The organism is Embleya sp. NPDC005971 (assembly GCF_040629175.1).
In the GTDB taxonomy this organism is placed as follows: Bacteria; Actinomycetota; Actinomycetes; order Streptomycetales; family Streptomycetaceae; genus Embleya.
On the sequence record NZ_JBEXUX010000006.1, the window covers coordinates 180,831 to 205,695 of the forward strand.

Annotated in this window: 20 protein-coding genes and 2 pseudogenes; 16 read left to right on the forward strand and 6 right to left on the reverse strand. The window is 72.5% G+C overall.

The features are described from left to right. Positions 1 to 3: 3 nt before the first annotated feature. The gene (locus ABZ374_RS08685; protein ID WP_360308267.1) at positions 4 to 3,534 is read left to right on the forward strand and encodes an ATP-dependent DNA helicase; all 3,531 of its coding nucleotides are present in this window, start codon (positions 4 to 6) and stop codon (positions 3,532 to 3,534) included. Between the two features lie 190 nt (positions 3,535 to 3,724). Further along, on the forward strand, positions 3,725 to 4,813 hold the full coding sequence (locus ABZ374_RS08690) for a PP2C family protein-serine/threonine phosphatase (RefSeq protein WP_360308270.1): 1,089 nt from the start codon (positions 3,725 to 3,727) through the stop codon (positions 4,811 to 4,813). A 12-nt stretch (positions 4,814 to 4,825) separates the two neighbouring features. On the opposite strand, the gene ABZ374_RS08695 is transcribed toward ABZ374_RS08690, so the two are convergent. Then, positions 4,826 to 5,674: an endonuclease/exonuclease/phosphatase family protein gene (locus ABZ374_RS08695; protein ID WP_360308273.1), complete on the reverse strand. Its 849-nt coding sequence runs from the start codon at positions 5,672 to 5,674 to the stop codon at positions 4,826 to 4,828. 97 nt (positions 5,675 to 5,771) lie between these two features. On the opposite strand from ABZ374_RS08695, the gene ABZ374_RS08700 reads away from it, so the two are divergent. Both ABZ374_RS08700 and nudC read left to right on the forward strand, forming a co-directional pair. Next, a complete protein-coding gene (locus ABZ374_RS08700; protein WP_360308276.1) occupies positions 5,772 to 7,190 on the forward strand; it encodes a dipeptidase in 1,419 nt (472 codons plus the stop codon). Further along, complete coding sequence (nudC, locus tag ABZ374_RS08705) at positions 7,187 to 8,107, forward strand: NAD(+) diphosphatase (RefSeq protein ID WP_360308279.1); 921 nt, start codon at positions 7,187 to 7,189, stop codon at positions 8,105 to 8,107. The genes ABZ374_RS08700 and nudC overlap by 4 nt, the downstream gene beginning before the upstream one ends. A 73-nt stretch (positions 8,108 to 8,180) precedes the next feature. On the opposite strand, the gene ABZ374_RS08710 is transcribed toward nudC, so the two are convergent. Further along, positions 8,181 to 8,450 carry a mycoredoxin gene (locus ABZ374_RS08710; RefSeq protein ID WP_360308282.1) on the reverse strand — a complete coding sequence of 90 codons (270 nt, stop codon included), beginning with the start codon at positions 8,448 to 8,450 and terminating at the stop codon, positions 8,181 to 8,183. Positions 8,451 to 8,598: 148 nt separating this feature from the next. Here ABZ374_RS08710 and ABZ374_RS08715 point away from each other — a divergent pair, with 148 nt between their 5' ends. From ABZ374_RS08715 to ABZ374_RS08730, 4 genes and pseudogenes are all read left to right on the forward strand, one after another. Next, positions 8,599 to 10,791 (forward strand): ATP-dependent DNA helicase UvrD2, encoded by a 2,193-nt coding sequence (locus ABZ374_RS08715; protein WP_360308285.1) that lies wholly within the window; start codon positions 8,599 to 8,601, stop codon positions 10,789 to 10,791. 166 nt (positions 10,792 to 10,957) lie between these two features. Beyond that, positions 10,958 to 11,389 (forward strand): hypothetical protein, encoded by a 432-nt coding sequence (locus tag ABZ374_RS08720; RefSeq protein WP_360308288.1) that lies wholly within the window; start codon positions 10,958 to 10,960, stop codon positions 11,387 to 11,389. A gap of 207 nt (positions 11,390 to 11,596) precedes the next feature. After that, a pseudogene (locus ABZ374_RS08725) lies at positions 11,597 to 11,866 on the forward strand (WhiB family transcriptional regulator); the annotation flags it as partial. A 59-nt stretch (positions 11,867 to 11,925) separates the two neighbouring features. Beyond that, the gene (locus ABZ374_RS08730; protein ID WP_355541032.1) at positions 11,926 to 12,147 is read left to right on the forward strand and encodes a hypothetical protein; all 222 of its coding nucleotides are present in this window, start codon (positions 11,926 to 11,928) and stop codon (positions 12,145 to 12,147) included. 85 nt (positions 12,148 to 12,232) lie between these two features. Here the strand turns inward: ABZ374_RS08730 and ABZ374_RS08735 are convergent, their stop codons facing one another. Then, entirely contained in the window at positions 12,233 to 13,651 is a 1,419-nt protein-coding gene (locus ABZ374_RS08735) for an AarF/ABC1/UbiB kinase family protein (RefSeq protein ID WP_360308291.1), read from the reverse strand. Next, entirely contained in the window at positions 13,648 to 14,754 is a 1,107-nt protein-coding gene (locus ABZ374_RS08740; protein ID WP_360308294.1) for a ThiF family adenylyltransferase, read from the reverse strand. Before ABZ374_RS08740 ends, ABZ374_RS08735 begins: the two co-directional genes overlap by 4 nt. Before the next feature lie 319 nt (positions 14,755 to 15,073). Here ABZ374_RS08740 and ABZ374_RS08745 point away from each other — a divergent pair. The 4 genes and pseudogenes from ABZ374_RS08745 to ABZ374_RS08760 all read left to right on the forward strand — a co-directional run. Next, positions 15,074 to 15,577: pseudogene (locus ABZ374_RS08745) on the forward strand (M48 family metallopeptidase); the annotation flags it as partial. Between the two features lie 444 nt (positions 15,578 to 16,021). After that, positions 16,022 to 17,857: a TerD family protein gene (locus ABZ374_RS08750; RefSeq protein ID WP_360308297.1), complete on the forward strand. Its 1,836-nt coding sequence runs from the start codon at positions 16,022 to 16,024 to the stop codon at positions 17,855 to 17,857. Positions 17,858 to 17,864: 7 nt separating this feature from the next. Beyond that, positions 17,865 to 18,551, forward strand: coding sequence for an AIM24 family protein (locus ABZ374_RS08755; RefSeq protein WP_360308300.1), 687 nt, complete (start codon positions 17,865 to 17,867; stop codon positions 18,549 to 18,551). Positions 18,552 to 18,573: 22 nt separating this feature from the next. Beyond that, positions 18,574 to 19,329 carry an AIM24 family protein gene (locus ABZ374_RS08760; protein WP_360308303.1) on the forward strand — a complete coding sequence of 252 codons (756 nt, stop codon included), beginning with the start codon at positions 18,574 to 18,576 and terminating at the stop codon, positions 19,327 to 19,329. A gap of 75 nt (positions 19,330 to 19,404) precedes the next feature. Here ABZ374_RS08760 and ABZ374_RS08765 read toward each other — a convergent pair whose 3' ends face one another. Both ABZ374_RS08765 and ABZ374_RS08770 read right to left on the reverse strand, forming a co-directional pair. Next, positions 19,405 to 19,935 carry an NUDIX hydrolase gene (locus ABZ374_RS08765; RefSeq protein WP_360308306.1) on the reverse strand — a complete coding sequence of 177 codons (531 nt, stop codon included), beginning with the start codon at positions 19,933 to 19,935 and terminating at the stop codon, positions 19,405 to 19,407. Next, positions 19,932 to 21,362, reverse strand: coding sequence for a zinc-dependent metalloprotease (locus ABZ374_RS08770; protein ID WP_360308309.1), 1,431 nt, complete (start codon positions 21,360 to 21,362; stop codon positions 19,932 to 19,934). The genes ABZ374_RS08765 and ABZ374_RS08770 overlap by 4 nt, the downstream gene beginning before the upstream one ends. 398 nt (positions 21,363 to 21,760) lie before the next feature. Here ABZ374_RS08770 and ABZ374_RS08775 point away from each other — a divergent pair, with 398 nt between their 5' ends. The 4 genes from ABZ374_RS08775 (at position 21,761) to ABZ374_RS08790 (ending at position 24,864) form a co-directional block, all read left to right on the forward strand. Beyond that, positions 21,761 to 22,828, forward strand: coding sequence for an NAD-dependent epimerase/dehydratase family protein (locus ABZ374_RS08775; RefSeq protein ID WP_360308312.1), 1,068 nt, complete (start codon positions 21,761 to 21,763; stop codon positions 22,826 to 22,828). Between the two features lie 99 nt (positions 22,829 to 22,927). Then, on the forward strand, positions 22,928 to 23,389 hold the full coding sequence (locus tag ABZ374_RS08780) for a molybdenum cofactor biosynthesis protein MoaE (RefSeq protein ID WP_360308314.1): 462 nt from the start codon (positions 22,928 to 22,930) through the stop codon (positions 23,387 to 23,389). A 138-nt stretch (positions 23,390 to 23,527) separates the two neighbouring features. Continuing rightward, positions 23,528 to 23,764, forward strand: coding sequence for a hypothetical protein (locus tag ABZ374_RS08785; protein WP_360308317.1), 237 nt, complete (start codon positions 23,528 to 23,530; stop codon positions 23,762 to 23,764). 47 nt (positions 23,765 to 23,811) lie between these two features. Further along, a complete protein-coding gene (locus ABZ374_RS08790; protein ID WP_360308320.1) occupies positions 23,812 to 24,864 on the forward strand; it encodes a PDZ domain-containing protein in 1,053 nt (350 codons plus the stop codon). Position 24,865: the final 1 nt, after the last annotated feature.

Consider the following 24,865-nt stretch of genomic DNA (forward strand, 5'->3'; position numbering starts at 1 on the left):
CCGGTGCACGCCGTACTGACCGACCCGGACGACCTGTGTCGCCTCCTCGGGATCCCCTTCACGCCCGAGCAGCTCGACGCCGTGCTCGCCCCACTGGGCCCCGGGGTGATCGTGGCCGGCGCCGGATCCGGCAAGACCACGGTGATGACCGCCCGCGTGGTGTGGCTGGTGGGAACCGGCGCGGTGCGCCCCGACCAGGTGCTCGGCCTCACCTTCACCAACAAGGCGGCCGGCGAGCTGGCCCAGCGGGTGCGCAAGGCGATCGGGCAACTGCGCGGCGGGGAGATCCCGGCCGACGAGGACGCGGGCGAGCCGACCGTGTCCACCTACCACGCGTTCGCGGGCCGGCTGCTCCAGGAGCACGGCCTGCGGATCGGGTTGGAGCCCTCGGCGCGGCTGCTCGCCGATGCGACCCGCTACCAGCTCGCGGCCCGGGCCGCCCGTACCGCACGCGGCCCCTTCCCGACGCTGACCGGCCGGCTGCCGGACGTGGTGTCCTCGGTCCTGCACCTGGGCGGCGAACTCGCCGAACACCTGGTCTCCCCCGAGCGGCTCCAGGAATGGGATCGGGCCTTCGTCGCCGACGTCGAGGCCGCCGCCAAGCCCTCCGCCGCCGCCCGCAAGGCCGCCGACGCGGCCCGCAACCGGCTCGACCTGACCCGCCTGGTGGACGCGTACGGGCACGCCAAGAGCAGCCGCGACCTGCTCGACTTCGGCGACCAGATCGCCTACGCGGCCCGGATCGCGGGCGAGCGGCCCGAGGTCGGCGAGATCCTGCGGGACACCTACCGGGTCGTGCTCCTGGACGAGTACCAGGACACCTCGGTGGCCCAACGCGTGTTGTTGCAGGGGCTGTTCGGCAACGGCCACCCGGTCACCGCGGTCGGCGACCCGTGCCAGGCCATCTACGGCTGGCGCGGCGCCTCGGTCGCCAACATCCACGACTTCCCGGTGCATTTCCCCGGCCGCGACGGCGCCCCCGCGGCCCGCTACGCGCTGTCCGAGAACCGGCGCAGCGGCGGCCGGATCCTCACCTTCGCCAACGACCTCTCCGCCCCGCTGCGCACCCCCGAGAGCGGGGTGGAGGCGCTGCGCCCGGGACCCGGCGCGGAGCACGAGGGATGGGCGGTCGCCGCGCTGCTGCCCACCCACGCCGCGGAGATCGACTGGCTCGCGGACCGGATCAAGACCGCGATCGGCACCGTCCTGGACAAGGACGGCGACCCGATCACGCCCGGCGACGTCGCCGTGCTCGCGCGCACCGCCGCCGACTTCGCGGACATCCACGCGGCCCTGGTGCGGCGCGACGTCCCGGTCGAGGTGGTCGGCCTGTCCGGGCTGCTGCACCTGCCCGAGGTGGCCGACCTGGTGGCCGTGTGCGAGGTGCTCGACGACCCCACCGCCAACTCCGCGCTGGTGCGCCTGCTGGCCGGGCCGCGCTGGCGGATCGGCCCGCGCGACCTGGCCCTGCTGGGCCGTCGGGCCGCCGAACTGGTCCGGGTCGACCGGGCCGGCGCCGACGACGCCGACGCGCGGCTGGAGGAGGCGGTGGCCGGGATCGACCCCACCGAGGTGGTCTCGCTCTCCGACGCGCTCGCCGACCCGGGCGAGGAGTACGCGTTCTCGGCCGAGGCCCGCCGCCGGTTCGCCCGGGTGGCCACCGAGATCCGCGACCTGCGCCGGCACCTGGGCGAACCGCTGATGGACCTGCTGCACCGGGTGCTCGCGGGTACCGGCCTCGAAGTCGAGTTGTCCGCGTCGCCCGGTGCGCTGGCCGCCCGCCGCCGGGAGACGCTGCACGCCTTCCTGGACGTCGCGGCCGGTTTCGCCGACCTGGACGGCGACCCCTCGCTCACCGCGTTCCTCGCCTTCCTGCGCACCGCCGCCGAACACGACAAGGGCCTGGACGGCAGTCTGCCCACGGCCGGCGACTCGGTGAAGGTGCTCACGGCCCACAAGTCCAAGGGCCTGGAGTGGGAGGTGGTCGCGGTCCCCGGGCTGATCGAGGGGGTCTTCCCGAGCGTGCGCACGCAGAGCAAGTGGATCACCAACGGCAAGGCGCTGCCGCATCCGCTGCGCGGCGACGCGGCCGCGCTCGCGGTGTTGCCCGACCTGACGCCCAAGGGCTTCAAGGCGTTCGACGCCTCGATGCGCGAGCATCAGGCGACCGAGGAACTGCGTCTGGGCTACGTGACCTTCACCCGGCCCAAGCAGTTGCTGATCGCGTCCGGGCACTGGTGGGGGCCCACCCAGAAGAAGCCGCGTGGGCCGTCGATGTTCCTCACCCGACTGCGCGAGCACTGCCGGGCCGGCAACGGCGCCGTCGAGGTCTGGACCCCCGAGCCCGCCGAATCGCTCAACCCGTATCTCGCGGACACCGTCGAGCACGCCTGGCCGCTGCCGCTGGACGCGACCGCGCTGGTGGAGCGCCGCCGCGCGGCCGACGCGGTGCTCGCCGAACTGGCCCGGCGCGAGGCGGCCCGGCGGGTCGACCACGCGGTGCAACATCCGTCGGTCGAGCCCGAAGCCGAAGCCCTGCCCGGGGCCGACGCTCGGGTCGAGACCGAGCCCGAGGCCGAGCACGCGTCCGGGGCCGGTTTCGGGCCGGCCGACGACGAGCAGGTGCCGGTCGAGGTCTACGACGCCTACGTCCCGGCGGATCCGGAGGACGCGCCGCCGCCCGAGGACGACGCCGGGCCGCCCGACCTCGACCGGGGCGCGCGCGGGCACGAGGACCCGCTCGGGCGCCGGGCCGAGGTTCGCGGCCCCTCCGACGAGGTACGCGCCGGCCACCCACCGGTCGAGGGCCCCGCGGCCGGCGCCGGCGACTTCGACCCCACGCCGGACGAACTGGCCCTGATCGAGTCGTGGGATCGCGACCTGGTCCGGCTGGCCGAGGAACTGCGCCGCGGCCGATCCGGGGTGCGCGAGGTGCCGCTGCCCGCGACGTTGTCCGCGTCCCAGATGTTGCGCCTGTCCAACGACCCGGACGGGCTCGCGCGCGAGCTGGCCCGGCCGATGCCGCGTCCGCCCGCCCCCGCGGCCCGACGCGGTACCCGCTTCCACGCGTGGGTCGAGTCGTTGTTCGGCGAGCGCCCGCTGCTCGAACCCGACGACCTGCCGGGCGCGGCCGACGAGGAGATCACCGACGAGGCGGACCTGCTCGCGCTCCAGGAGGCGTTCCTGCGCACCCCCTACGCGCAGCGCGCCCCGTACCGGGTGGAGGCACCCTTCCAGCTCTTTCTCGGCGGCCGGATCGTGCGCGGCCGGATCGACGCGGTCTACCGCGAGGGCGACGGCTTCGAGGTGGTCGACTGGAAGACGAACCGGGTCCAGAACGCGGACCCGCTCCAGCTCGCGGTCTACCGGCTGGCCTGGGCCGAGTACGCCGAGCTGCCGATCGAAGACGTCTCGGCCGCGTTCTTGTACGTGCGCACCGGGGAACTCGTTCGGCCCAGGGGCCTGCCCGGTCGGGACGAACTGGAACAGCTCTTCACGGAAGCCGACGAATCGGGCCGACACCCGGGCTCTTGATCCCCACGAAACCCGGTACGGGTGACGATGGGCCCGATGCGGCCGGTTTCCGACACTCGTATGGTTTATGAGGGTCGGCTAGGACGGCGAACTTCGAACGGGACGGGAAACGGCACCGGTGCGCGGAACAGCACAGACGAGGCGGGCATTGCGGTTCGTCGGCGTTGCGGGCGACCGTCCGTTGCTCCCGGTGATCGACCTGTTCCTGCGCCTGCTGCCGTTCCTGGTGATCCTCGCGGTCGTGGTGCTGGCCGCCGCGACGCCGGAGAACGTGCACGTGGGTCCGCTGCTCGCGGTCGCACCGGCGCTGTCCGGCCTCACCCAGACGGCCCCGCGCGGGCCACTGGTCACCGGGGCCGTCGCGGCCCTGGTGTCGGTGACGCTGACCGCGCTCAACCAGGGCCGAGGCGGCGGCGAGCCGTTCATCACGCTCATCTCGATCGCGCTGGTGACCACCACGGCGTGGGCCGGCGTGCATGTGCGAATGCGCCAGGAACGCACCATCGAGGAGGTGCGCAGCGTCGCCGAGGCGGCCCAGGAGGTACTGCTGCCCCAGGTGCCCAGGAGCATGGGCCCGCTCACCGTCGGCGTGCGCTACCGCGCGGCGGCGGCCGAGGCGCGGATCGGCGGGGACCTGTACGAGGTGGTGCCCACCCCCTTCGGCGTGCGGGTCGCGATCGGGGACGTGCGCGGCAAGGGGCTCGGCGCGGTGCGCACCGCAGCCGCCGTGCTCAGCGCGTTCCGCGAGGCCGCGTACGAGGAGCCGGACCTGCCGGGGGTGGCCCGACGGTTGTCGGCGAGCCTGGAGCGGCGGCTCGGCGAGGACGACGAGGAGTTCGTCACGCTGATCCTGCTCGGCTTCCCCGGCGACAGCGCCTGCGTGGACATCCTCAACTGCGGCCATCCCGCGCCGCTGCTGCTGCGCGGGGCGCACGCCGAGCCGCTGGACCCGCCGGCCCCGACCCCGCCGCTGGGCATCCTGGACCTGCGCAGGCTCGACCTGCCGGTGCTGCGGGTGCCGCTGCTGAACGAGGACCGGCTGCTGCTCTACACGGACGGGATCATCGAGGCGCGCAACCCGGCCGGCGAGTTCTACCCGCTGCCGGATCGCGCGCCGGACGGCCTACCCGGGGTCGAGGACACCCTGGACCGGCTGGAGGCCGACGTACAGCGGCACGTGGGCCATCCGCTCCAGGACGACGCGGCGATGGTGCTGCTGCGCTACCGGCCCGTGGCCGCCCGGCAGGACGGGCTGCGCGGGGCCCGGCTGACCGCCTGAGCCCGCGCTCGCTCAGCCGACCTTCAGCTCCACCACGAGCGCGCAGTGGTCCGAGACGCCCAGCCGGACCGCCTCGGTGCGCCGGACCGCCTCGGGACCGATGCCGTGCCCGAGCACGTGGTCGAACTGCACCCGAGGGCGATACGAGGGATACGTGGGCACCCGGGCCAGCGAGCGCCAGCGCACCGCACCCGCGCCGCGTCCGCGCCGGCCCACCACCGCCTGCGGGATGCGCCCGGGCAGGTTGAAGTCGCCGAGCAGCAGTTGCGGGCCGGGCAGGTCGGCGGTGGAGCGGCGGATCCGGGCGAGCTGCGAGATGTTCCAGCCGGGTACGAAGGACAGGTGTGCCGCGAGCACGGTGAACGGCCCGTGCGGGCCCTCCACGACCGCCGCGAGCACACCTCGGGGCTCGTCCGGGACGCGGGTCAGGCCGGGCCGGCCCTGCACCCGCAGCGGCAGGCTCAGCGGTGCGGCCGGGAAGCGCCGGACCCGCCAGCGCGAGACCGGCAACCGGGACAGCAGCGCGATGCCGTACCCCGGCCCGCCCTCGCCCCGCTCGCCCGCCGCGTAGACCCGCCGCTCGCCCGGCACCGGCTCGTCCTCGGTCCAGCCCGACACCGGCGCCGGCACGCCGTGCACCGAGGCCAGGAAGCGCCACTGCGCCATGCCCAGCGCCTCGGCCGCGATCGCCGCCTGGTCCGCGCCGCCCGAGCGTTCCTGATGCCGGTCGACCTCCTGGAGGGCCACGATGTCGGCGTCGAGGTCGGCCAGCGCGGCGCGCAGCCGCTCCGGATCGGACTCGCCGTCGGCCAGATCCATGCCGTGCAGGAGATTGAAGGTCGCGATCCGCAGCGTCGTCATCGCCCGACGGTAACCCCGGCGGGCGGGCGAGGGCGGGCCGATCGCCGCCCCACCGCCGCGCGCCGCGCAGCCGCGCGACGGGCATATGGTCGAATCCATGAGCATCCCCGACCACGACATCTCCGCCTACGTGCAGGCGCACGCCGCCGACTTCCTCGCCGACCTGCGCACCTGGTTGGCCATCCCCTCGATCTCCGGCGACCCGGCCGCGGCGGCCGACGTCGAGCGCAGCGCGTGGTGGCTGGGCGGCGCGCTGCGCGACGCGGGCTTCCCGACCGTCGAGGTGTGGGAGACGGCCGGCCTGCCGGCGGTGTTCGCCGAGTGGCCCTCCGCGGACCCGGACGCGCCCACCGTGCTGGTCTACGGACACCACGACGTGCAGCCCGCGGCGCTCGCCGACGGGTGGAGCACGCCGCCGTTCGAGCCGACCGACCGGGGCGACCGGCTGTACGCGCGCGGCGCGGCGGACGACAAGGGCCAGGTGCTCTTCCACCTGCTCGGCGTGCGCGCGCACCTGGCCGCGACCGGCCGAAAGACGCCCGCGGTCAACCTCAAGCTGATCGTCGAGGGCGAGGAGGAGTCCGGCTCGGAGCACCTGCCCGCGTTGCTGCGCGAGCGCCGGGATCGCCTGGCGTGCGATGTCGTGGTGGTCTCCGACACCGGCATGTGGGGCGCGGACACACCGAGCACCTGCACCGGCATGCGCGGCCTGGCCGAGGTGCAGATCGACTTCTTCGGCCCCACCGCCGACATCCACTCCGGGTCCTTCGGCGGCGCGGTGCCCAACCCGGCCACCGCGCTCGCCGGACTGATCGCCGCGCTGCACGACGAGGACGGTCGGGTCACGATCCCCGGCTTCTACGACGGGGTCGGCGAACTCACGGACCGCGAGCGGGAGTTGTTCGCCAAGCTGCCGTTCGACGAGGCCGCGTGGTTGGCGAACGCGAAGTCCGGGGCGGCGAGCGGCGAGAGCGGCTACACCACGCTGGAACGGGTCTGGGCGCGGCCCACCGCCGAGGTCAACGGCATCTGGGGCGGCTACACCGGCCCCGGCCGCAAGACGATCGTGCCCGCCTCCGCACACGCCAAGCTCTCCTTCCGGCTGGTGGACCGGCAGGACCCGGAGCGGATCGACCGGATCGTGCGCGCGTGGGTGGCCGACCGGGTGCCCGCCGGGATTCGCTGCGAACTCGACTTCGGCACCGGCGTACGGCCGTGCCTGACCCCGCTGGACCATCCCGCGCTGCGCTCGGTGGTCCGCGCGCTGGGCCGCGCGTTCGACTCGGAGATCCTGTACACCCGCGAGGGCGGCTCCGGGCCGGAGGCCGACCTCCAGGAGGTGCTGGGCGCGCCGGTGGTCTTCCTGGGCGTCTCACTGCCCGACGACGGCTGGCATTCGGTCGATGAGAAGGTGGAGAAGCCGCTGCTCCTCAAGGGCGCGGAGGCCGCCGCACACCTTTGGGACGATCTCGCGGCGACCTGGCACGAAGCACGATCCGGGAGGGACGTCAGTTGATCCACCCCAAGCCTGTCGCCGGGCAGGCGTTGGCCCGAGGCACCCTCGACCGGGCGGCCGAACACCGCCTGGACCAGGCCTGGTTGGACCAGGCGTGGCGCACGCCCGAAACGCGCGTGCTGGTCCTGGCCCAGGGCCGCGCGCATTGGACGGGCGAGGCGGGCGCACCCCGCCTGGTCCTGGTCGAGCCGGCCCACGCGCCCGCGGGCGAGCGCTGTCTGCTCGGCGTCGACGCGGCCGGCGTGAGCTACTTCGCGGTCACGGTGGAGGAGTTGGCGGAGCCCGCGGGACAGGTGCGCGCGGGCACCCTGCGCGAACTCGGCACGCTCCTGGACGACCGGGACGCGGGCCTGCTCGTGCACGCCACCGGCCTGCACCACTGGCACCGCACCCACCGGTTCTGCGCGCGCTGCGGACAGCCCACCGAGATCGCCGCGGCCGGCCACGTACGCCGCTGCCCGGCCTGCGGGACCGAGCACTATCCGCGTACCGATCCGGCGGTGATCATGCTGGTGCTGGACCGGGACGACCGGTGCCTGCTCGGCCGGCAGGCGAGTTGGCCGGACCGGCGGTTCTCCACCTTCGCCGGCTTCGTCGAGCCCGGCGAGTCGCTGGAGCAGGCCGTCGCGCGCGAACTGCACGAGGAGGTCGGGGTCCTCACCACCTCCACCGAATACCTGGCCAGCCAGCCGTGGCCGTTCCCCTCCAGCCTGATGCTGGGCTTCATCGCCTACGCCGAGGACGACCGGGTGCGGGTGGACGGCGAGGAGATATCCGAGGCCCACTGGTATTCGCGGGCCCAACTGAAGGAGGCGATCGACACGGGCGCGGTGCTGCTGCCCGGGACGCTCTCGATCGCCCGCTACCTGATCGAGACGTGGTACGGCGAGAGCCTGGACGAGGGCAACCACTGGTAGCCCCGCCCGCACGTGCCGCGGCCCGCGACGGGAATCCGTCGCGGGCCGCGGCACTCGTCGGGATCGACCGCACTCAGGCGGCGACCTCCGCGACGGCGGCCTTGACCTGGGCGAGGCTGGGGTTGGTCGCGGTCCACAGCGGTTCCCCGCCGCCCGCCGGCAGGATCACCAGCGTCGGCACCGTCTGGTTGCCGCCGTTCACACTCATCACGAAGTCGGCGGCCGCGGGGTCGTGCTCGATGTTCACCTCGGTGTAGGCGATGCCCTCGCGCTCCATCTGGCTCTTGAGCCGGCGGCAGTAGCCGCACCACGTCGTGCTGTACATCGTCACGGGGGCCGACATCGTCATGCACTCCTTTGTTCGCCCGGTCCGGGAACGGCTGTTCACCTCGCCAACGTGCGCGCGATCGGTTTGATTCCGCGCCTGTGCACGATCCGGGCGCTGTGCACAACCGGCCTCGCGTCGTCGGGATGCCTGAGAGGATGGGTCGATGATCGCTTCCCCCGACGACGTCCTGGACGCGCTCGATCCCGAGCAGCGGCGGGTGGCCAAGGCCGTCGACGGCGCCGTGTGCGTACTGGCGGGCGCGGGCACCGGCAAGACCCGGGCGATCACCCATCGCATCGCCTACGGGGTGCTGACCGGCGCGATGCAGCCCGGGCAGACCCTGGCGGTCACCTTCACCGCGCGCGCCGCGGCGGAGATGCGCGGTCGGCTGCGCGACCTGGGTGTGCCCGGCGTGCAGGCGCGCACGTTCCACTCGGCGGCCCTGCGCCAGTTGTCCTACTTCTGGCCGAAAGTCTTCGGCGGCGCGCCGCCCCAGCTCGTGGAGACCAAGATCATGCTGGTCCGCGACGCGGTGCAACACTGCCGACTGCGGGCCGATCGGGCCGAGCTGCGCGACATCACCGGCGAGATCGAGTGGGCCAAGGCCACCCAGACCGCGCCGGACGACTATCCGCGCGCGGTGCTCGCCGCGAGCCGCAAGCCGCCGCGCGCGGCCGGCGAGATCGCCCACGTCTACGCGGCCTACGAGAAGATCAAGTCCGGCAAGGGCCGGATGGACTTCGAGGATGTGTTGCTGCTCACCATCGGCCTGCTGGACGAGCGCCCCGAGGTGCGCGAGGCGGTCCAGGCGCAGTACCGGCACTTCACCGTGGACGAGTACCAGGACGTCAACCCGCTCCAGCAGCGACTGCTGGACCTGTGGGCGAACCAGGCGCGCAGCCTGTGCGTGGTCGGCGACGCGAGTCAGACGATCTACTCGTTCACCGGCGCGACGCCCGGCTACCTGCTCGGCTTCCGCCGCCGGTATCCGGACGCCGAACTGGTCGAGCTGGTCCGCGACTACCGGTCCACCCCCCAGGTGGTGGGCCTGGCCAACCGGCTGCTCGCGCACGCCTCGGGCGAGGCGGCCAAGCACCGGCTGCAACTGATCTCGCAGCGCGGCGAGGGCCCGGCCCCGCGTTTCGTCGAGCACGCCGACGAACAGGCCGAGGCGGAGAGCACCGCGAAGCAGATCCACGCGCTGATCGAGGAGGGTGTGCGGCCGGCCGAGATCGCGGTGTTGTTCCGGACCAACTCGCAGTCCGAGGCGTACGAGCAGGCGCTCGCCGATCGATCCGTGGCGTATCTGCTCAAGGGCGCCGAGCGTTTCTTCGAGCGGGCCGAGGTCCGCCAGGCGATGGGCTTCCTGCGCGCACACGCCATCTCGGGCGGCGCCGAATCGGAGGCCGGCTCGCTCCCGGGCGAGGTGCGCGCGGTACTGGGCAACACCGGATGGAGCGCGGAAGCACCCGCCGGTTCCGGCCAGGCCCGGGAGAAGTGGGAGTCGGTGGCCGCGTTGTTGCGGCTCGCCGAGGAGTTCGCGGCCAAGCGGCCCGAGGCGACCCTGCGCGATTTCACCGTCGAACTGGCCGAGCGGGCCAACGCGCAACACGCGCCGACGGTGGAGGGGGTCACGCTCGCGTCGTTGCACGCGGCCAAGGGCCTGGAGTGGGACGCGGTGTTCCTGGTCGGCCTCAACGAGGGCATGATGCCGATCGCCTACGCGGACACCCCGGACAAGATCGAGGAGGAGCGGCGGCTGCTCTACGTCGGGGTGACCCGCGCCCGCGAGCGACTGTCGCTGTCCTGGGCGCAGGCCCGCACCCCCGGCGGGCGGGCGCGCAAGGCTTCCCGCTTCCTGGACGGGCTGCGCGGGGTGGGCGGTTCGTCCGGCTCGGACTCCGGCCGGCCGGACACGTTCCGCGCCTCGAGTGCGGGCCGCGGTGCGGACGGTACGACTCGGCCCCGGCGCAAGGTGGGCCCGGTGCGCTGCCGGGTCTGCGCGCGGGCGCTCCAGGACGCCGCCGAGCGCAAGATCGGCCGCTGCCTGGACTGCCCCTCGGATGTCGACGAGTTCCTGTTCGAGCAGTTGCGGGAGTGGCGGCTGGGGCGGGCGCAGGAACAGAGCCAGCCCGCGTTCGTCGTCTTCACCGACGCGACGCTGACCGCGATCGCGGAGACCCGGCCGCTCAACGAGCGCCAACTGGCCGCCATTCCGGGGGTGAGCCGGACCAAGTTGGAGCGTTTCGGTGACGACGTGCTCGCGCTGTGTGCCGGCCACGACCTGGTGGGCGAGCCCGTACCGGACGACTTCGAGCACATCCCGGAGGACGAGGATGCTCCCGCCGGGGAGTGAATTCCGAGGGGTTTCCCTCGAGTGACGAGGGCCATGCAATAAATCGTTTGCGTCCTGCTCCGAACCGCATCTACGCTCACGAGCACGGTCGGAACGTTCGACCGTGCTCGTCCATGAAACTTGGAAGCACCCCTGCGGTGTTGCCCCGAAGCCCTCTCGAAAGGAGGTGAACGTCGTGATTACCAGGAACTTGAAAGCCCAGCGTCAGGCGTTCGCCGCCGCTTCGGTCGTGGTGTCGGTGGGCTCCGCCAAGCTGTCGCATGCCGATCTCTCCCTGTCCAAGTCCGGCCTGGTCGGACTCCCCGTGGATCTGTCCTATGCCGGGACCGATGCCCTGATCACCGCCGCCGCGCGACTGCGTGGCAACGGCAGTGGTGCGTCCGCAGCCGCGGGTGCCTCAGGTCCGGTCGGTCTGGCGGGCAGCGCCGAGGGTCCGTGGCAAGGCGAGCAGGCAGCAAAGACGCGTCGCAACGAGCGACCGTCGAGCGCGGCGGCTTGTGAGCAGGCGCAGGCGCAGGAATCGCAGCAGGCCAATGGAATGACCATGGCCGGTTTTGCCGGTAACAACGGGTATCCGTCCTGGAGGAACAGGACCTGACGAGACGTCAGGTCGGCACCCTCCAGGGCCGCGGAATCCCGAACACCGGGATCCGCGGCCCTTGTCTTTTGTCGGCTGTCAGCAGCACCGAGTAGCGACCACCGGGGACACGAGTCCCACGAATCACAGGAGCACCACGTGCCCCACGGCAAACCCCCCGCACCCGGCAGCACAGCCACAGCGACATCGGAGGTAGACCTGATGACCCTTACCGCTTTCGAGGACGTCGAGCAGCTCGAGTCCACGATCCCCTGCCGTTCCTACGACCCCGAGGTCTTCTTCGCCGAGTCCCCCGAGGACGTCGAATACGCGAAGGCCCTCTGCCGGGAGTGCCCCGTGCGCGAGATGTGCCTGCAGGGCGCGCTCGAGCGCCGCGAGCCCTGGGGCGTCTGGGGTGGCGAGCTCTTCGTGCAGGGCGTCGTCGTCGCCCGCAAGCGTCCCCGTGGCCGTCCGCGCAAGACGGAGGTCGCCGCGTGACCCCGCCCGCAGGACCCCGACGCACGAGCACCCGACGCACCACGTACGCGCAGGAACCCATGAAGCACATCCACGACACGAACGCAGTTTTGCCCAATGACAGGAGCAGGGAGTTGCATCTCATCAACGAAGCCCTCGCGAGGGCTCAGATGGATCAACAGCTCCGTGAAGCGGAGCTCCAACGCAGGGCGTACCACGTCCGGATGGCGCGCAGGATGCGTCGTCGGGCGGAGGTCGCCTCCATGCGGGCACGCCGGGCCCTCGCCATCGCGGTGATGTAGCAGAGCCGGTGCGCGGCACGCCGAAGGGCGGGCATTCCCCGAGGGGAGTGCCCGCCCTTCGGCGGTTCGGGGATGCCGGCCGGGCCTAACGCCCGGCGGCACCCCCGGAGTTCTCGACGCCGTCGATGCCCTCGATCTCCTCGGCCTCGTCGCCGTCCTCGATGGAGAAGTCGAACTCCTCGGCCTCGAAGTCCTCTTCGGCGAAGCCGGGCAACCAGGTGGCCAACTCCTCGCGGAACGGCGCGGTCGCGCCGAGCTGACACAACACGCCGATCGTGCTCAGCGTGACCCGGTGGATGAGCAGATAGCTCGGCGGCAGATTCAGTTGCCGGGCCAGCGCGGACGCGGGATTGCGCGGGTCGCCGATCCGCGCGCCCTGCTCGCGCATCCAGGCCCGGGTGAAGGTGAACTCCTCGGCCTCGGCCGGCTCCAGGAACGGCAGCAGGTAGTCCAGGACTTCGGCCGCGTCCAGCCGGATCGACGGCTTGACGAAGCCCTCGGTGCGGAGCACCTGCATCACGCTCTCCGCGTCACCGTCGAGCGCGAGCCGAAACGCCCGGCCGATCGGTTCGGGCAGCCCCTCGGGCAGCCGGTTGACCGTGCCGAAGTCCAGCACCCCCAACCGTCCGTCGGCGAGCAGGCGGAAGTTGCCCGGGTGCGAGTCCGCGTGCAACATGCCGGTGCGCGCGGGGCCGGAGAACAGGAAGCGACTGAGCATGTGCCCGGCCCGGTCGCGCTCTTCCCGGCTGCCCTTGTCGATCACCTGGGACAGCGGCTTGCCGTCCATCCACTCGGTGATCAGCACCCGCTCGGTCTGGTGCACCACGTGCGGCACGAAGATGTCCGGGTCGCCGTCGAACTCCACCGCGTGCGCGGTCTGCGCCTCCGCTTCGAGCTGGTAGTCCAGCTCCTCGGCGACCCGGGCCTTGAGCTCGGCGATCAGCGGCTTGACGTCGATGCCCGGGATCAGCGCGCCGGCGAAGCGCGCGACGTGGCCGAGCTGGTTGAGGTCGGAGATCAACGCGTCGCCGGCCCCGGGATACTGGATCTTGACCGCGACGACGCGCCCGTCGTGCCAGACCGCCCGGTGCACCTGGCCGATCGAGGCGGCAGCGGCGGGGGCCTCGGAGAACTCCTCGAACAGCGTGCGCCAGTCGTCGCCGAGATTCTCGGCGAGCGCCTTGTGTACGGTACGCGCCGGCATCGGCGGCGCCGCGTCCTGGAGCTTGGTCAGCGCCGAGCGGTAGGGCCCGGCCACCTCCTCGGGCAGCGCGGCCTCGAATACCGACAGGGCCTGCCCGAGTTTCATCGCGCCGCCCTTCAACTCGCCGAGCACCTTGAACAGTTGTTGCGCGGTGCGCTGCTGGAGTTCGGCGGCGACGATCTCGGCCGGTCTGCCACCGATGCGCCTGCCCAGGCCCAGTGTCGCCCGGCCGGCCACCCCCAAGGGGAGGGACGCGAGCTTGGCGGTGCGGGTCACGGCCCTGCGCGGAAGATCGCTCACGCGACCCATTGTGTCCGACCCGAGGCCGCAGCATGTGTGATGGGCCCCACCTCTTGCGCCGGGTGGGTGGCCCGGCAGTCGCAGCGGGCGTGCGGGGACCAGCTTCGGCGCCGGGTCAGGCCGTCCGGCAGCTCGATCTCCACCGTGCCGTCGACGGTGGTGGGCAGCGCGCCGTCGAGGAAGGTGAGCACCTGCAGGGCGGCCCGGGCCGCGACCTCGGTGGCGAGCACCACGTCACACGGGGCGTCGCCGGGCGCGGGTGCCGCCGCGAGTTGGGCGAGCAGGCGCGGCCAACCGGGATCGCGGTCGCTGCGGGCCAGATCCAGGCAGCGCCCGCAGGCCGACCGTCCCACCAGCACGAACGGTCCGATCACCCCGGTGGTCTCGCGGATGTCCGCGTACAGATGCGGGACCCGCTGCCGGACCAGCCGGGCACCCGGCGCCGGATCCGGGCGGCCCTCCGGCACGAGCACCGCGACGTCGGGGGTGCCGCGTCCGGCGGGCAGTGCACACCGCACGCCCGGAGCCAGGCGGCGCAGCGCCGCCCGGACCGTGGTCTCCCGACGCGGGCGCTCCTCGTCCCAGCCGAACGCCACCGGCCCCGCGTCGCCCGGGCGCACCGGCCGGCGGTCCGCGGGCACCACGTGGCCCACCCCGGCGGCGGCGAGCAGCCCGGCCACCGCCGCGCCCACCCGACCGGCGCCGTGCACCGCGACCACCGCCCCCGCCCGTCGATCCAGGGCGGCCAGCCCCGCGTCGCCGCTGCCGTGCAGCAGGGTGAGCGAGGTCAGGTCGGGACCCAGCCGGGCCCGCTCGCGAGGCAACACGGGCACCGGGGTGGGCCGCCCGGAGGCGTCCTCCAGAACCCCCTCGCGAGCCAGCAGGTCGAGCACCGCCTCGGCGCGCCCGCGGCCCAGCCCCACCCGTTCCGCCAGCTCCCAGGTCCGGTCCAGGTCGCGGGTGCCGTCCAACTGCTCGACGAACCGTGTGGTGGTCGGGTCCAGCCCGCCGAGCAGCACCGCCCGGCGTGGATCCAGGCCCAGTTGCAGCGTCTGTCGATCGCGCCACAACCGACGCAGGGCGGGCTTGAGGAGCGGGCGCATGGGAGACCTCCGAGGAACGGCGCACGGGGAACCGGGGCGGCGGCCGAGATCGGCGGGACGGCTCGGCCGACCCCAGCGTGCCCGGCTGCGGCTCCTCGGGTATTTCGTCGTCCACAGGCGGCGTATGAATATGCTATTTGGAAATATTGGGCGGCGAGGAATGGAATGGGAACTATCGAACGAATAGTGCTTATGCCCGCGCCGCGATGCGAGATCGGGCGGTATCGAATATCCCCGGCCGGCCCGAAGTGGGGGCGCCCTGTCGGTGCGGTCGGTTAACGTCCTGGTTGTGGTCGCGGATCCCGGGGCCGGACACGACATGCTGTCCGGAGCCCCCTACCAGGGTGCCGTCGAGGTGCGTCGCAGCGCCCGACGGAAACGAACCGTGTCGGCATACCGGGACGGGGATCGCACCGTGGTCCTGCTCCCCGGCCGGATGACGCAGACCGAGGAGAAACGCTGGGTCGGCGTGATGCTGGAGCGTCTGGCCGCGCAGGAGCGGCGCCGACGCCCCAGCGACGAGGACCTCGCGGTGCGGGCCCGGGAGTTGTCCGCCCGCTATCTGGACGGGCGGGCGGAGCCGGCGAGCGTGCGCTGGGTGGGCAACCAGAACACCCGCTGGGGTTCGTGCACGCCGATCGACGGCACGATTCGGCTCTCCACCCGACTGCGTGGCATGCCGACTCATGTCGTCGACTATGTATTGCTGCACGAACTCGCGCATTTGCTGGTGCCCGGTCACGGGCCACGCTTTTGGACCCTGCTCGCCGCATATCCGCGCACCGAACGCGCGCGTGGATATCTGGAGGGTGTCGCGGCCGCGAGCGGACTGGCGATGAGCGACGACAAGGACGATGTGGAAACCCCGGCCGGCGCGCCGGAGGCGGCGCAGCCGGAACCGGCGCCGACCGGCCGCGGCCGAGGCGCCGCGCCGAGCCCGCGCGCAGCCCGCAAGGGCACCGCGGCTGCGGACGGTACACGCGCCGGGACAACCCGCGATCGCGCCGGCCGCAAGCCTCGCGACTGACCCGGATCCGGCCCGCACGAGTCGTCGCGGTGCCGGATTCGGACGTATAGCGTGAGGCGCGTACGCCACCGGGAACCGGTCGTGGGGAATCGCTCGTCGGCGCTACGAGAATGCCGTCGAGCGTTGTGCCGTACCCGGACCGGGGCGGATCCGATGTTGTAGCGTGCCGAGCGCGGCGGGGACCCAGGTGGTGGGCGCCCGCACCGCCGGTGGCGGAAAAGCGGGGAAGGGAGCCACACAGTGGTCGAGTTCAGGAAGGGACAGAAGTCGAAGCTGTCCGACCTGACCGCGGGGACCGATCTGTATGTCGGGGTGCAGTTGGACAGCCCCGGGCTGACGTTCGACATCGCGTGCTTCGGGTTGGACGCGGGCGAACGGCTGTCCGACGATCGGTACTTCATCTTCTTCAACCAGCCCAAGTCGCCCGAGGAGTCGATCCAACTCCTCGGCGCGCAGGCCGGCGACACCGAGTCCTTCCGGGTCACACTCGACCGGGTCCCGCCGAACGTCAACAAGCTCGCGTTCACCGCGACCATCGACGGCGACGGCGTGATGTCCCAGGTCGCGTCCGGCTACCTGCGGATCGTGGCGGGCGGCCAGGAGGTCGCGCGCTACTCCTTCACCGGGCGCGAGTTCAGCACCGAGCGTGCCGTGATGATCGCGGACGTATACAAGAAGGACGTCTGGCGCTTCTCCGCCGTCGGCCAGGGCTTCGACGGCGGGCTGCGCGCGCTCCTGGAGAACTTCGGTGGCGAGGTTGCCGAGGACGAGCCGGACGAGGCGCCCAAGCCGGACCCGGTGCCCTCCGGCGCCGCCCCCGGATTCGCCCCGCCCGGCGGCGGGATGCCGCACCAGCAGCCCGCGCCCTCGTTCGGCCCGCCCGGCGGCGGTCCGCCGCCGCCCGCGCCCGCGCCGAACTTCGGTCCGCCGCCCGGCGCACCGCAACCGGTCGGCTCGATGCACGGCGGCCCGCCCATCCCGCCGCAGTACCAGGAGCCCGGCGCCCCGCCGCACGGTGCCCCCGGCGGCTACCCGCCGCCCCCCGGCCCGCCGCAGTACAACCAGCACCCCGGCACCCCGCCGCACGGCGCGCCCGGTGGCTACCCGCCGCCGCCCGGCCCGCCCGGTCCCGGCGGTTACCCGAACCAGACGCCGCACCAGGGCCACATGGCACCGCCCGCACCGCCCGGCATGGGTCAGCCCGGGGGCTACCCGCCGCCGGCCGGCCCCGGGGGCTACCCGCCGCCCGGCCCGCCCGGACCCGGCGGCTACCCGGGAGCCGGTCAGCCCGGCCAGATGCAGCCCACGCTCCAGATGCCGGTGCCCGGTGGCCCGCCCGGACCGCCGCCCGGCATGCAGGGTCCGCCGATGCAGGGCCCGCCGCCCGGCATGCAGGGAGTGGGCATCGCCTCGCCCGAGCCGGCCTTCCAGTACGGCATCGACCAGTACCGCGAGGTGCCCGCCGGCGGCCGCTGGGCCCAGCAGAACGCCAAGATGGTTCGGGTCGACGTCTCCGGCGGCAAGGTGATCGCCCGCCAGGGCGTGATGGTGGCCTACCAGGGCGACGTGAAGTTCAAGTTCCAGGGGCAGAGCCTGCGCAGCCGGTACGACAACCGGCAGACCGGCCAGTCGCTCGAACTGATGCGCTGCGAGGGCAACGGCGAGGTGTTCTTCGCCGAGGACGCGGCCCACCTGCACCTGGTCGAACTCCAGGGCAACAAGCTGTTCGTCAACGTGGCCAACGTGCTCGCCTTCGACGAGGGCCTGACCATCGAACCGGCCCGGGTCGAGGGTGTGGGCATCCCCGGCGGCGCGTTGTTCGCGCAGACCTTCAGCGGTCAGGGCACGGTGGTGGTCAAGACCCAGGGCATCCCGCTGGTGCTCCCGGTCCAGGGCCCGACCTTCGCGGACAGCAACGCGATCGTGGCGTGGACCGACATGGACGTCTCCACCACCACCCAGATGCGGCTGCGCCGGACCGCCTTCCCCGGGCACAGCGGCGAGACGGTCAACCTGCAGTTCCGCTGCCCGCCCGGCGGCAACAACTTCATCGTCGTCCAGCCCTACGAGGTGTGAGGGGAACATGGATCAGCAACTGATCGCCGCGTACGGGCAGACCGCCCCTCAGGCCCGGATGAGCGCGCACGGCAACAAGATCTGTCGGGTCAACATCCAGCCCGGCTCGCCCGGCGTGTTGGCCAAGCAGGGCGCGATGATCGCCTACGAGGGCTACATCCGGTTCGCCGGTTACGGCCAGGGCGCGCAGCGCCGAGTGACCAGCGGCATCACCGGCGAGCGCATGCAACTGATGAGCTGCACCGGCCAGGGCGACATCTACTTCGCCGACTACGGCGCGGACGTGGCCATCATGCAGCTCAACCAGGGCGAGGGGCTGTCGGTCAACGCGAGCAACATCCTCGCGTTCGACGAAAACCTGGAACACCGGATCAAGATGGTGAGCGGGGTCACCGCGAAGTTCAGCGGCAACGGCCTGTTCAACATGGAGCTCTCCGGTCAGGGCTGGGTCGCGATCACCACGCGCGGCACGCCGGTCGTGCTCAATCCGGCCGAACGCGAGACCTACGTCGACCCGGACGCGCTGGTCGCCTGGAGCACCAGCCTCAAGGTCGGCACCAAGCGCTCGATGCGGCTCGGCGGCATCGTCGGGCGCGGTTCCGGCGAGGCGATGCAGGTGTCCTTCAAGGGCAACGGCTTCGTCGTCGTGCAACCGGCCGAGGACGCCACCGACCGTTTCCACGTGCGCGGCTGACCGCGAGCGAAGGAGGAATACCGTGCAAAGCTCGCTTTTCGGTCACGCACCCGCGCAGACGCCCGAGCGGTTCAGTCTGCAGAACGCGCACATGCTCAAGGTCCAGCTCGGCAACGGACTGCCGGACCACTGTCTGGCCCGGGTCGGCTCGATGGTCGCCTACCAGGGCGCGATCGACTTCGACGGGAACATGCGCTCCGGCGCCGAGCAGCAGGCCGCCGCGGCGACAGGCGAACAGCTCAACCTCATGCGTGCCCACGGCACGGGAACCATGTGGCTGGCCAACATGGCCCAGTCGATCCACGTGCTCGACCTCGACTTCGAGGGCCTGACCGTGGACGGCCAGTACGTGCTGGCCCTGGACAGCACCCTGAGCTGGAACGTGGTCGCGATCGAGAGCGCGCAGTCGGTCGCCGGCGCCGGTTCCTACAACCTGGACATCAGCGGCAACGGCAAGATCGCGCTGATGACCTCCGGAAAGCCGCTGATCATGCGGGCCACCCAGGGCACCGAGGTGTTCGCGGACGCCGACGCGGTGATCGCCTGGAGCACCAGGCTGTCGATCAACATGCAGGCGCAGACCAACTCGGCGCGGATCTACCGCCGCCGTCGGGGCACCGGCGAGGGCTGGAACATGTGCTTCACGGGCGAGGGCTACGTCGTGGTCCAGCCCAGCGAGATGTTGCCGCCCGTCGAGTTCATCTCGGCCGGCGGATACCTGGCCAACCGAGGTCTGGGACAGGACGGCGGCGTCCGGGGCAACACCTGGGGCCAGTAGCCGGCAACCGTCCACGCCGAGGGGCGCCCCACCGGGATCGGTGGCGGCGCCCCTCGTGGTGTGGCGTCGCGGCGCTCAGCACACCTCGCGGGCCCGGGCCACCAGCGCCCGGACCGAGTCGTCCGTCTCGGTGGGCAGCGCGTCGAACGCGAACCACCGCAGGTCCAACGACTCGTCGCTGATCAGCTCGGTCGAACCGGGCGGGGCCAGCGCGACGTACTGCACGTCCAGGTGCACCGCGCACGGCGTGTCGTGCCGGTCCAGGACGACCGGCGCGCCCCCGGCGAGCAGGGTCAGGCCGGTGATTCCGGACTCTTCGCGGGCCTCGCGCAGCGCCGCCTCGGCCAGCGTGCGATCCACCGGCTCGCAGTGCCCACCGGTCTGCAACCACTTGCGGATCTTCGCGTGCAGGGTAAGCAGCACCCGCTCCTGGGCCGCGTCCACGATCACCGCGCTCGCCGTCACGTGCGCGTGCGGACACGCCTTGAGCATGCCGTCCTCATGTGCGGCCAGGTGTGTCAGGTAGGCGTGACGCAAGCGGTCCGCCCGATCGTCGGGCGCCTCCCACTTCGCCAGCACGTCGACCGCGTCGAGCCGTAGGCTCACGCGCCGGACCCCGTGCCGCCGTCCTTGCCGTCCTTGTCGTTCTTGCCTTCCGGCTCGTCGCCGTCGTCGCCGCTCGCCTTGTCGCCGGTCGACTCCAGCTTGTCCAGGTCCGCGTCCAACTCGGCGTCCAGACCGGACAGGTCCAGCTCGGCGTGGTGCACGAAGCCGTCCGGGTCGTCCAGGTCGTCGGCGGTCGGCAGCAGATCCGGGTGTTGCCACACCGCGTCCCGGCCGTCGACGCCGCGGGCGTCCGCGAGCGAGGCCCACAGCCGCGCCGCGTCACGCAACCGGCGCGGGCGCAGCTCCAGGCCGACCAGCGTGGCGAAGGTCTGCTCCGCCGGGCCACCGGTCGCGCGCCGCCGACGCAGCGTCTCGCGCAGTGCGCCGGCCGAGGGCAGCCGAGACTCCGCGGCGCTGTGCACGACCGCGTCCACCCAGCCCTCCACCAGCGCCAGCGCCGTTTCCAGGCGCGCCAACGCGGTCTTTTGCTCCGGCGTCTCCTCGGGCTCGAACAGACCCTGCGCGAAGGCTTCCTGGAGCGCCTCGGGGTTGCTCGGGTCGATCCGCCCCGCCGCCTCCTCCAGCCGGCTCATGTCCACCTTGATGCCCCGCGCGTACGCCTCGACCGCGCCGAACAGGTGTTGCCGCAACCACGGCACGTGCGCGAACAGACGCTGGTGCGCCGCCTCGCGCAGGGCCAGGTACAGCCGGACCTCGTCCTGCGGTACCGACAGGCCCTCGCCGAACGCGGTCAGGTTGGCCGGCAACAGCGCGGCCTTGCCCGCCGGCCCGATCGGCAGCCCGACATCGGTCGAACCGACCACCTCGCCGGCCAGCGCGCCCAACGCCTGCCCGACCTGGGCGCCGAACATCGCGCCGCCCATGCCGCGCATCATGCCCAGCAGCGGCCCGGCCATGCTCTGCATCTCGTCGGGCATCATCTCGCCCATGGCCGCGACCACCCGGGTCGCCAGCGGCTCGACCAGCGCGCGCCACTGCGGCAGCGTCGCCTCGATCCACTCCGCGCGACTCCAGGCCGCGGTGGTGCTCACCCCGGAGGGCAGCGACGTGGCCGCGTCCAGCCACAGCTCGGCCAGCCGCACGGCTTCCTCGACGCCACCACGCTCGACCGCGCCGATCGACGCGTCGCCCTGCTGGGCCACCGTCTGCCGGGCGATGTCCCGGGCCAGGTCCCAGTTGACCGGGCCGCCCTCGTACGACAGCAGCTTGCCGAGCTGCTGGAAGGCCGCGCCCAGATCCGCCTGGTTCATCTGCCCGAACAACGCGCCGAACGGATTGTTGGGGTCGCCGCCGGCCGCGCCGAAGCCGAACGGGTCATTGGGGTTCGAGCCACCCGAACCACCGCCGGGGCGATTGGGATCGTCGTCGCCCGAGGGCTTGCCGAAGCCGAAGGGGAAGTCAGCCATGGTTGGGCCCCTCTACGTTGTCCACGTGTGCGGCGCCCTCGGGCCCGACCACTCGATGCTGACTCACGGTTACCTCGTCTCGCTCGGCCTGCCCGCCGTCCCGGCCGGAGGCAACGCCGCAGGAGCGCCGATTCGCGCCTGGCGTGAAGATCACAACAACACCTCCGGCAGGATGGATCGCGGACACTGACAGGAAAGGCAAGCAGTCGCGCGTACCTTTCTTGACGAACCGCTCGTACCAAACTAACCACGGGAGACCGCCAGTGAGTTCCCAGCCCCCACGCGTTCGCTCTGGGCGGAGCGGGCGGGAGAGCACGAGCGATGGCACCGGGACCGATGCCTCGGAGACCGCTCCGGAGCCCAACGCCTCGGCCTCGGACCAGCCCTCGGACAAGAGTGTGCCCCGGGTGCGCCCGGTCGTCGCGGTCACCGGTGCCGCGGCCGGCCTCGGTCATCGCGTCGCCTCGCTTCTGGCCACGAACGACCAGGTGAAACGTCTGATCGCGATCGACGAGCGGCGCGGCGAGATTCCCGGCGCCCAGTGGCGGATCATGGACGTCCGCGATCCCGCGCTGGCCGGTCGGCTGGAGGGCGTGGACGTGGTGGTGCACCTCGCGCTCGACATGTCGCTCGACTCCGAACCCCGGGCCCGCGGCGCGCGCAACGTGCGCGGCACGCAGACCGTGCTGACCGCCGCCGCCGCGGCCCGGGTGCCCCGGGTGGTGCTGTGCACCTCGGCGATGGTCTACGGGGCGTTGCCGGACAACGCCGTACCGCTCGCCGAGGACGCGCCGCTGCGCGCGACGGCGGACGCCTCGCTGGTCGGCGATCTCCTGGAGATCGAGGAACTGGCCGAGCGCACCCCGCGCGCCCACCCGCACGTCAAGGTCACCGTGGTCCGCCCGGCGACCCTGGTCGGCGGGCCCGAGGCGGACAGCGTGATGACCCGGCACTTCGAGGCGCCGCGCCTGTTGGTGGTCTCCGGCGGGCAGCCCCGCTGGCAGTTCTGCCACCTGGACGACCTCGCCTCCGCGCTGGAATTCGCCGCGCTGGGCCGGGTCGAGGGTGTGGTCACGGTCGGCTCCGAGGGCTGGCTGGAGCAGGAGGAGATCGAGGAGCTGTCCGGGATGCGCCGGATGGAGTTGCCCGCGTCGCTGGCGCTGGGCACCGCCGAACGGCTGCACCGGCTGGGCATCACCCCCGCCCCGGCGGGCGACCTGGCGTACACGATGCACGGCTGGGTGGTCTCCTCCGAACGGTTGCGCGTGGCGGGCTGGCGACCGGCGTGGACCAACGAGGCGGCCTTCGCGGTGCTCCTGGAGGACGTCGACGGCCGGCATGCGCTGGTGGCCCGCCGGCTCGGTCGCAAGGACGCCACCACGCTCGGTGCGGCGGGTGCGACGGTGGCCCTGGTGGGCACCGCCGCGATCGTGCGCAAGGTCCGCCGTCGACGCCGCGGCTTCTGAGCCGCCGTCCGCGAGCGCCCGGCGAAGGCGGCAGGCACTCGCGGACAGGGCGACCGCACGCACGCGCACGCGCCGAACGGCGGTGAACGGGGGACCGGCATGATCGGTGCCGGCCCGCCGCGCGCGATACTGCCCGGTATGGACGTCATCCGCATCGCCGAGATCCGCGACACGCCGTTGTCCGTCGAAGAGGTTTTCGCCGCCGTCGGCGACCCGTCCGCGGGCGGCACGGACCTGTTCGTCGGCACGGTCCGTAACGCCGACAGCGGACGCTCGGTCACCGCGCTGGAATACTCCGCACACCCCTCGGCCCAGGACGAGCTGCGTCGGGTGATGGAGAAGATCGCGGCCGATCTGCCCGTGCGCGCGATGGCCGCGGTGCACCGGGTCGGCCGGCTGGAGATCGGCGACCTCGCGGTCGTGGTCGCCGTCTCGTGCCCGCACCGCGCCGAAGCGTTCGCCGCCTGCCGACGGCTGATCGACGAGCTCAAGCACGAGGTGCCGATCTGGAAGCTCCAGCACTTCGTGGACGGCGACTCGGACTGGGTCGGCGCCTGCTGAGACCGACCCCCCCACGGCCGCGCGAATCCCGTGCGCCACCGAGGCCCCACCCGCCTCGGAGCAGCGGAAATGCACCATCACCACCACATACATATGATTTAAGCCGTCAGCCTCCCCCTCCCGTGGACGGAGTACGTCATGGCGTCGGTCGCATGGTGGTGGGCCATCCCGGGGGTGGCGCTGGTGATCGCGGTGAGCTGGGCGGCGTGGACCTGCCGGTCGTTTCGGACGCCGAACATGCACGACTCGATGTCGGACTTCGCGGAGTGGAGCGCGGCCCTGGACCGGGTCCGCACGGCGACCCCGGTCCGGCCCGAACCCCTCCCCGACGCCACCGCCGAACCCACCCCGGAACCGGGCCTCGAAAGCCCGTGACGGCCCGGGCCGCACCGGGAAATCCCGGGTGCCGTAGGGTCGGGCGCATGTCGCGCCGCACCGCCACACTGGTCGTCTCGGGGCTGTTGCTGCTGGCCCTGGCCTGCGCCGTCCTGTTCGCGCCGGTGCCCTATGCCGAGCTGAGCCCCGGGCCCACGTACAACACGCTCGGTGACGAAGGCGGCAAGCCGGTCATCGAGATCTCGGGCCACGAGACGTATCCCACGAGCGGTCACCTGAACATGACCACCGTGTCGGTGACCAACAAGTCCTACGACATGCCGCTGCTCGACGCGCTCGCCGGCTGGGTCAAGGGCGACGCGGACGTGGTGCTCAAGAAGTCGCTGTACCCCGACGACAAGTCCGCAGCCGAGGTCGAGCGGGAGAACGCCGAGGAGTTCAGTTCGTCGCAGGAGCACGCCAAGGTGGCGGCGTTCGCGGCGCTCGGCATCCCGGTCGAGAAGCAGGTGATCGTGGCCACCGTGGCCAAGGACGCACCCGCGCTCGGCAAGCTGCACGCCGGCGACATCATCCTGGCCGTGGACGGCACGCCGATCACCAAGGCCGAGGACGTCGCCGCGACGATCACCAAGCACCGGGCCGGCGAGAGCGTCACGCTCACCGTCGACCCCGCGGACGCCCGCGGCACCCGGCGCGACGTGCAGGTGGTCACCCGCAAGGCCGAGGACGACGGCCGGGCCCTGGTCGGCATCACGCCGGGCATCCTGCCCAAATTCCCGTTCAAGGTGGAGATCCACCTGGAGGACGTCGGCGGCCCGAGCGCGGGGATGATGTTCGCGCTCGGCATCGTGGACAAGCTCAGCCCCGGCGACCTGACCGGCGGCAAGTTCGTGGCCGGCACCGGCACCATCGACGACGAGGGCAAGGTCGGCGCGATCGGCGGCATCCAGATGAAGACCATCGGGGCCCGCCGCCAAGGCGCCAAGTACTTCCTCACGCCCAAGGCCAACTGCGCCTCCGCCGCGCAGACCAAGCCGGGCGGGCTGACCCTGGTCCAGGTGGAGACGCTGGACGACGCGCTCAAGGCGCTGGAGACGATCCGCACCGGCCAGGGCACTTTGACGGAATGTCATGCGTGAC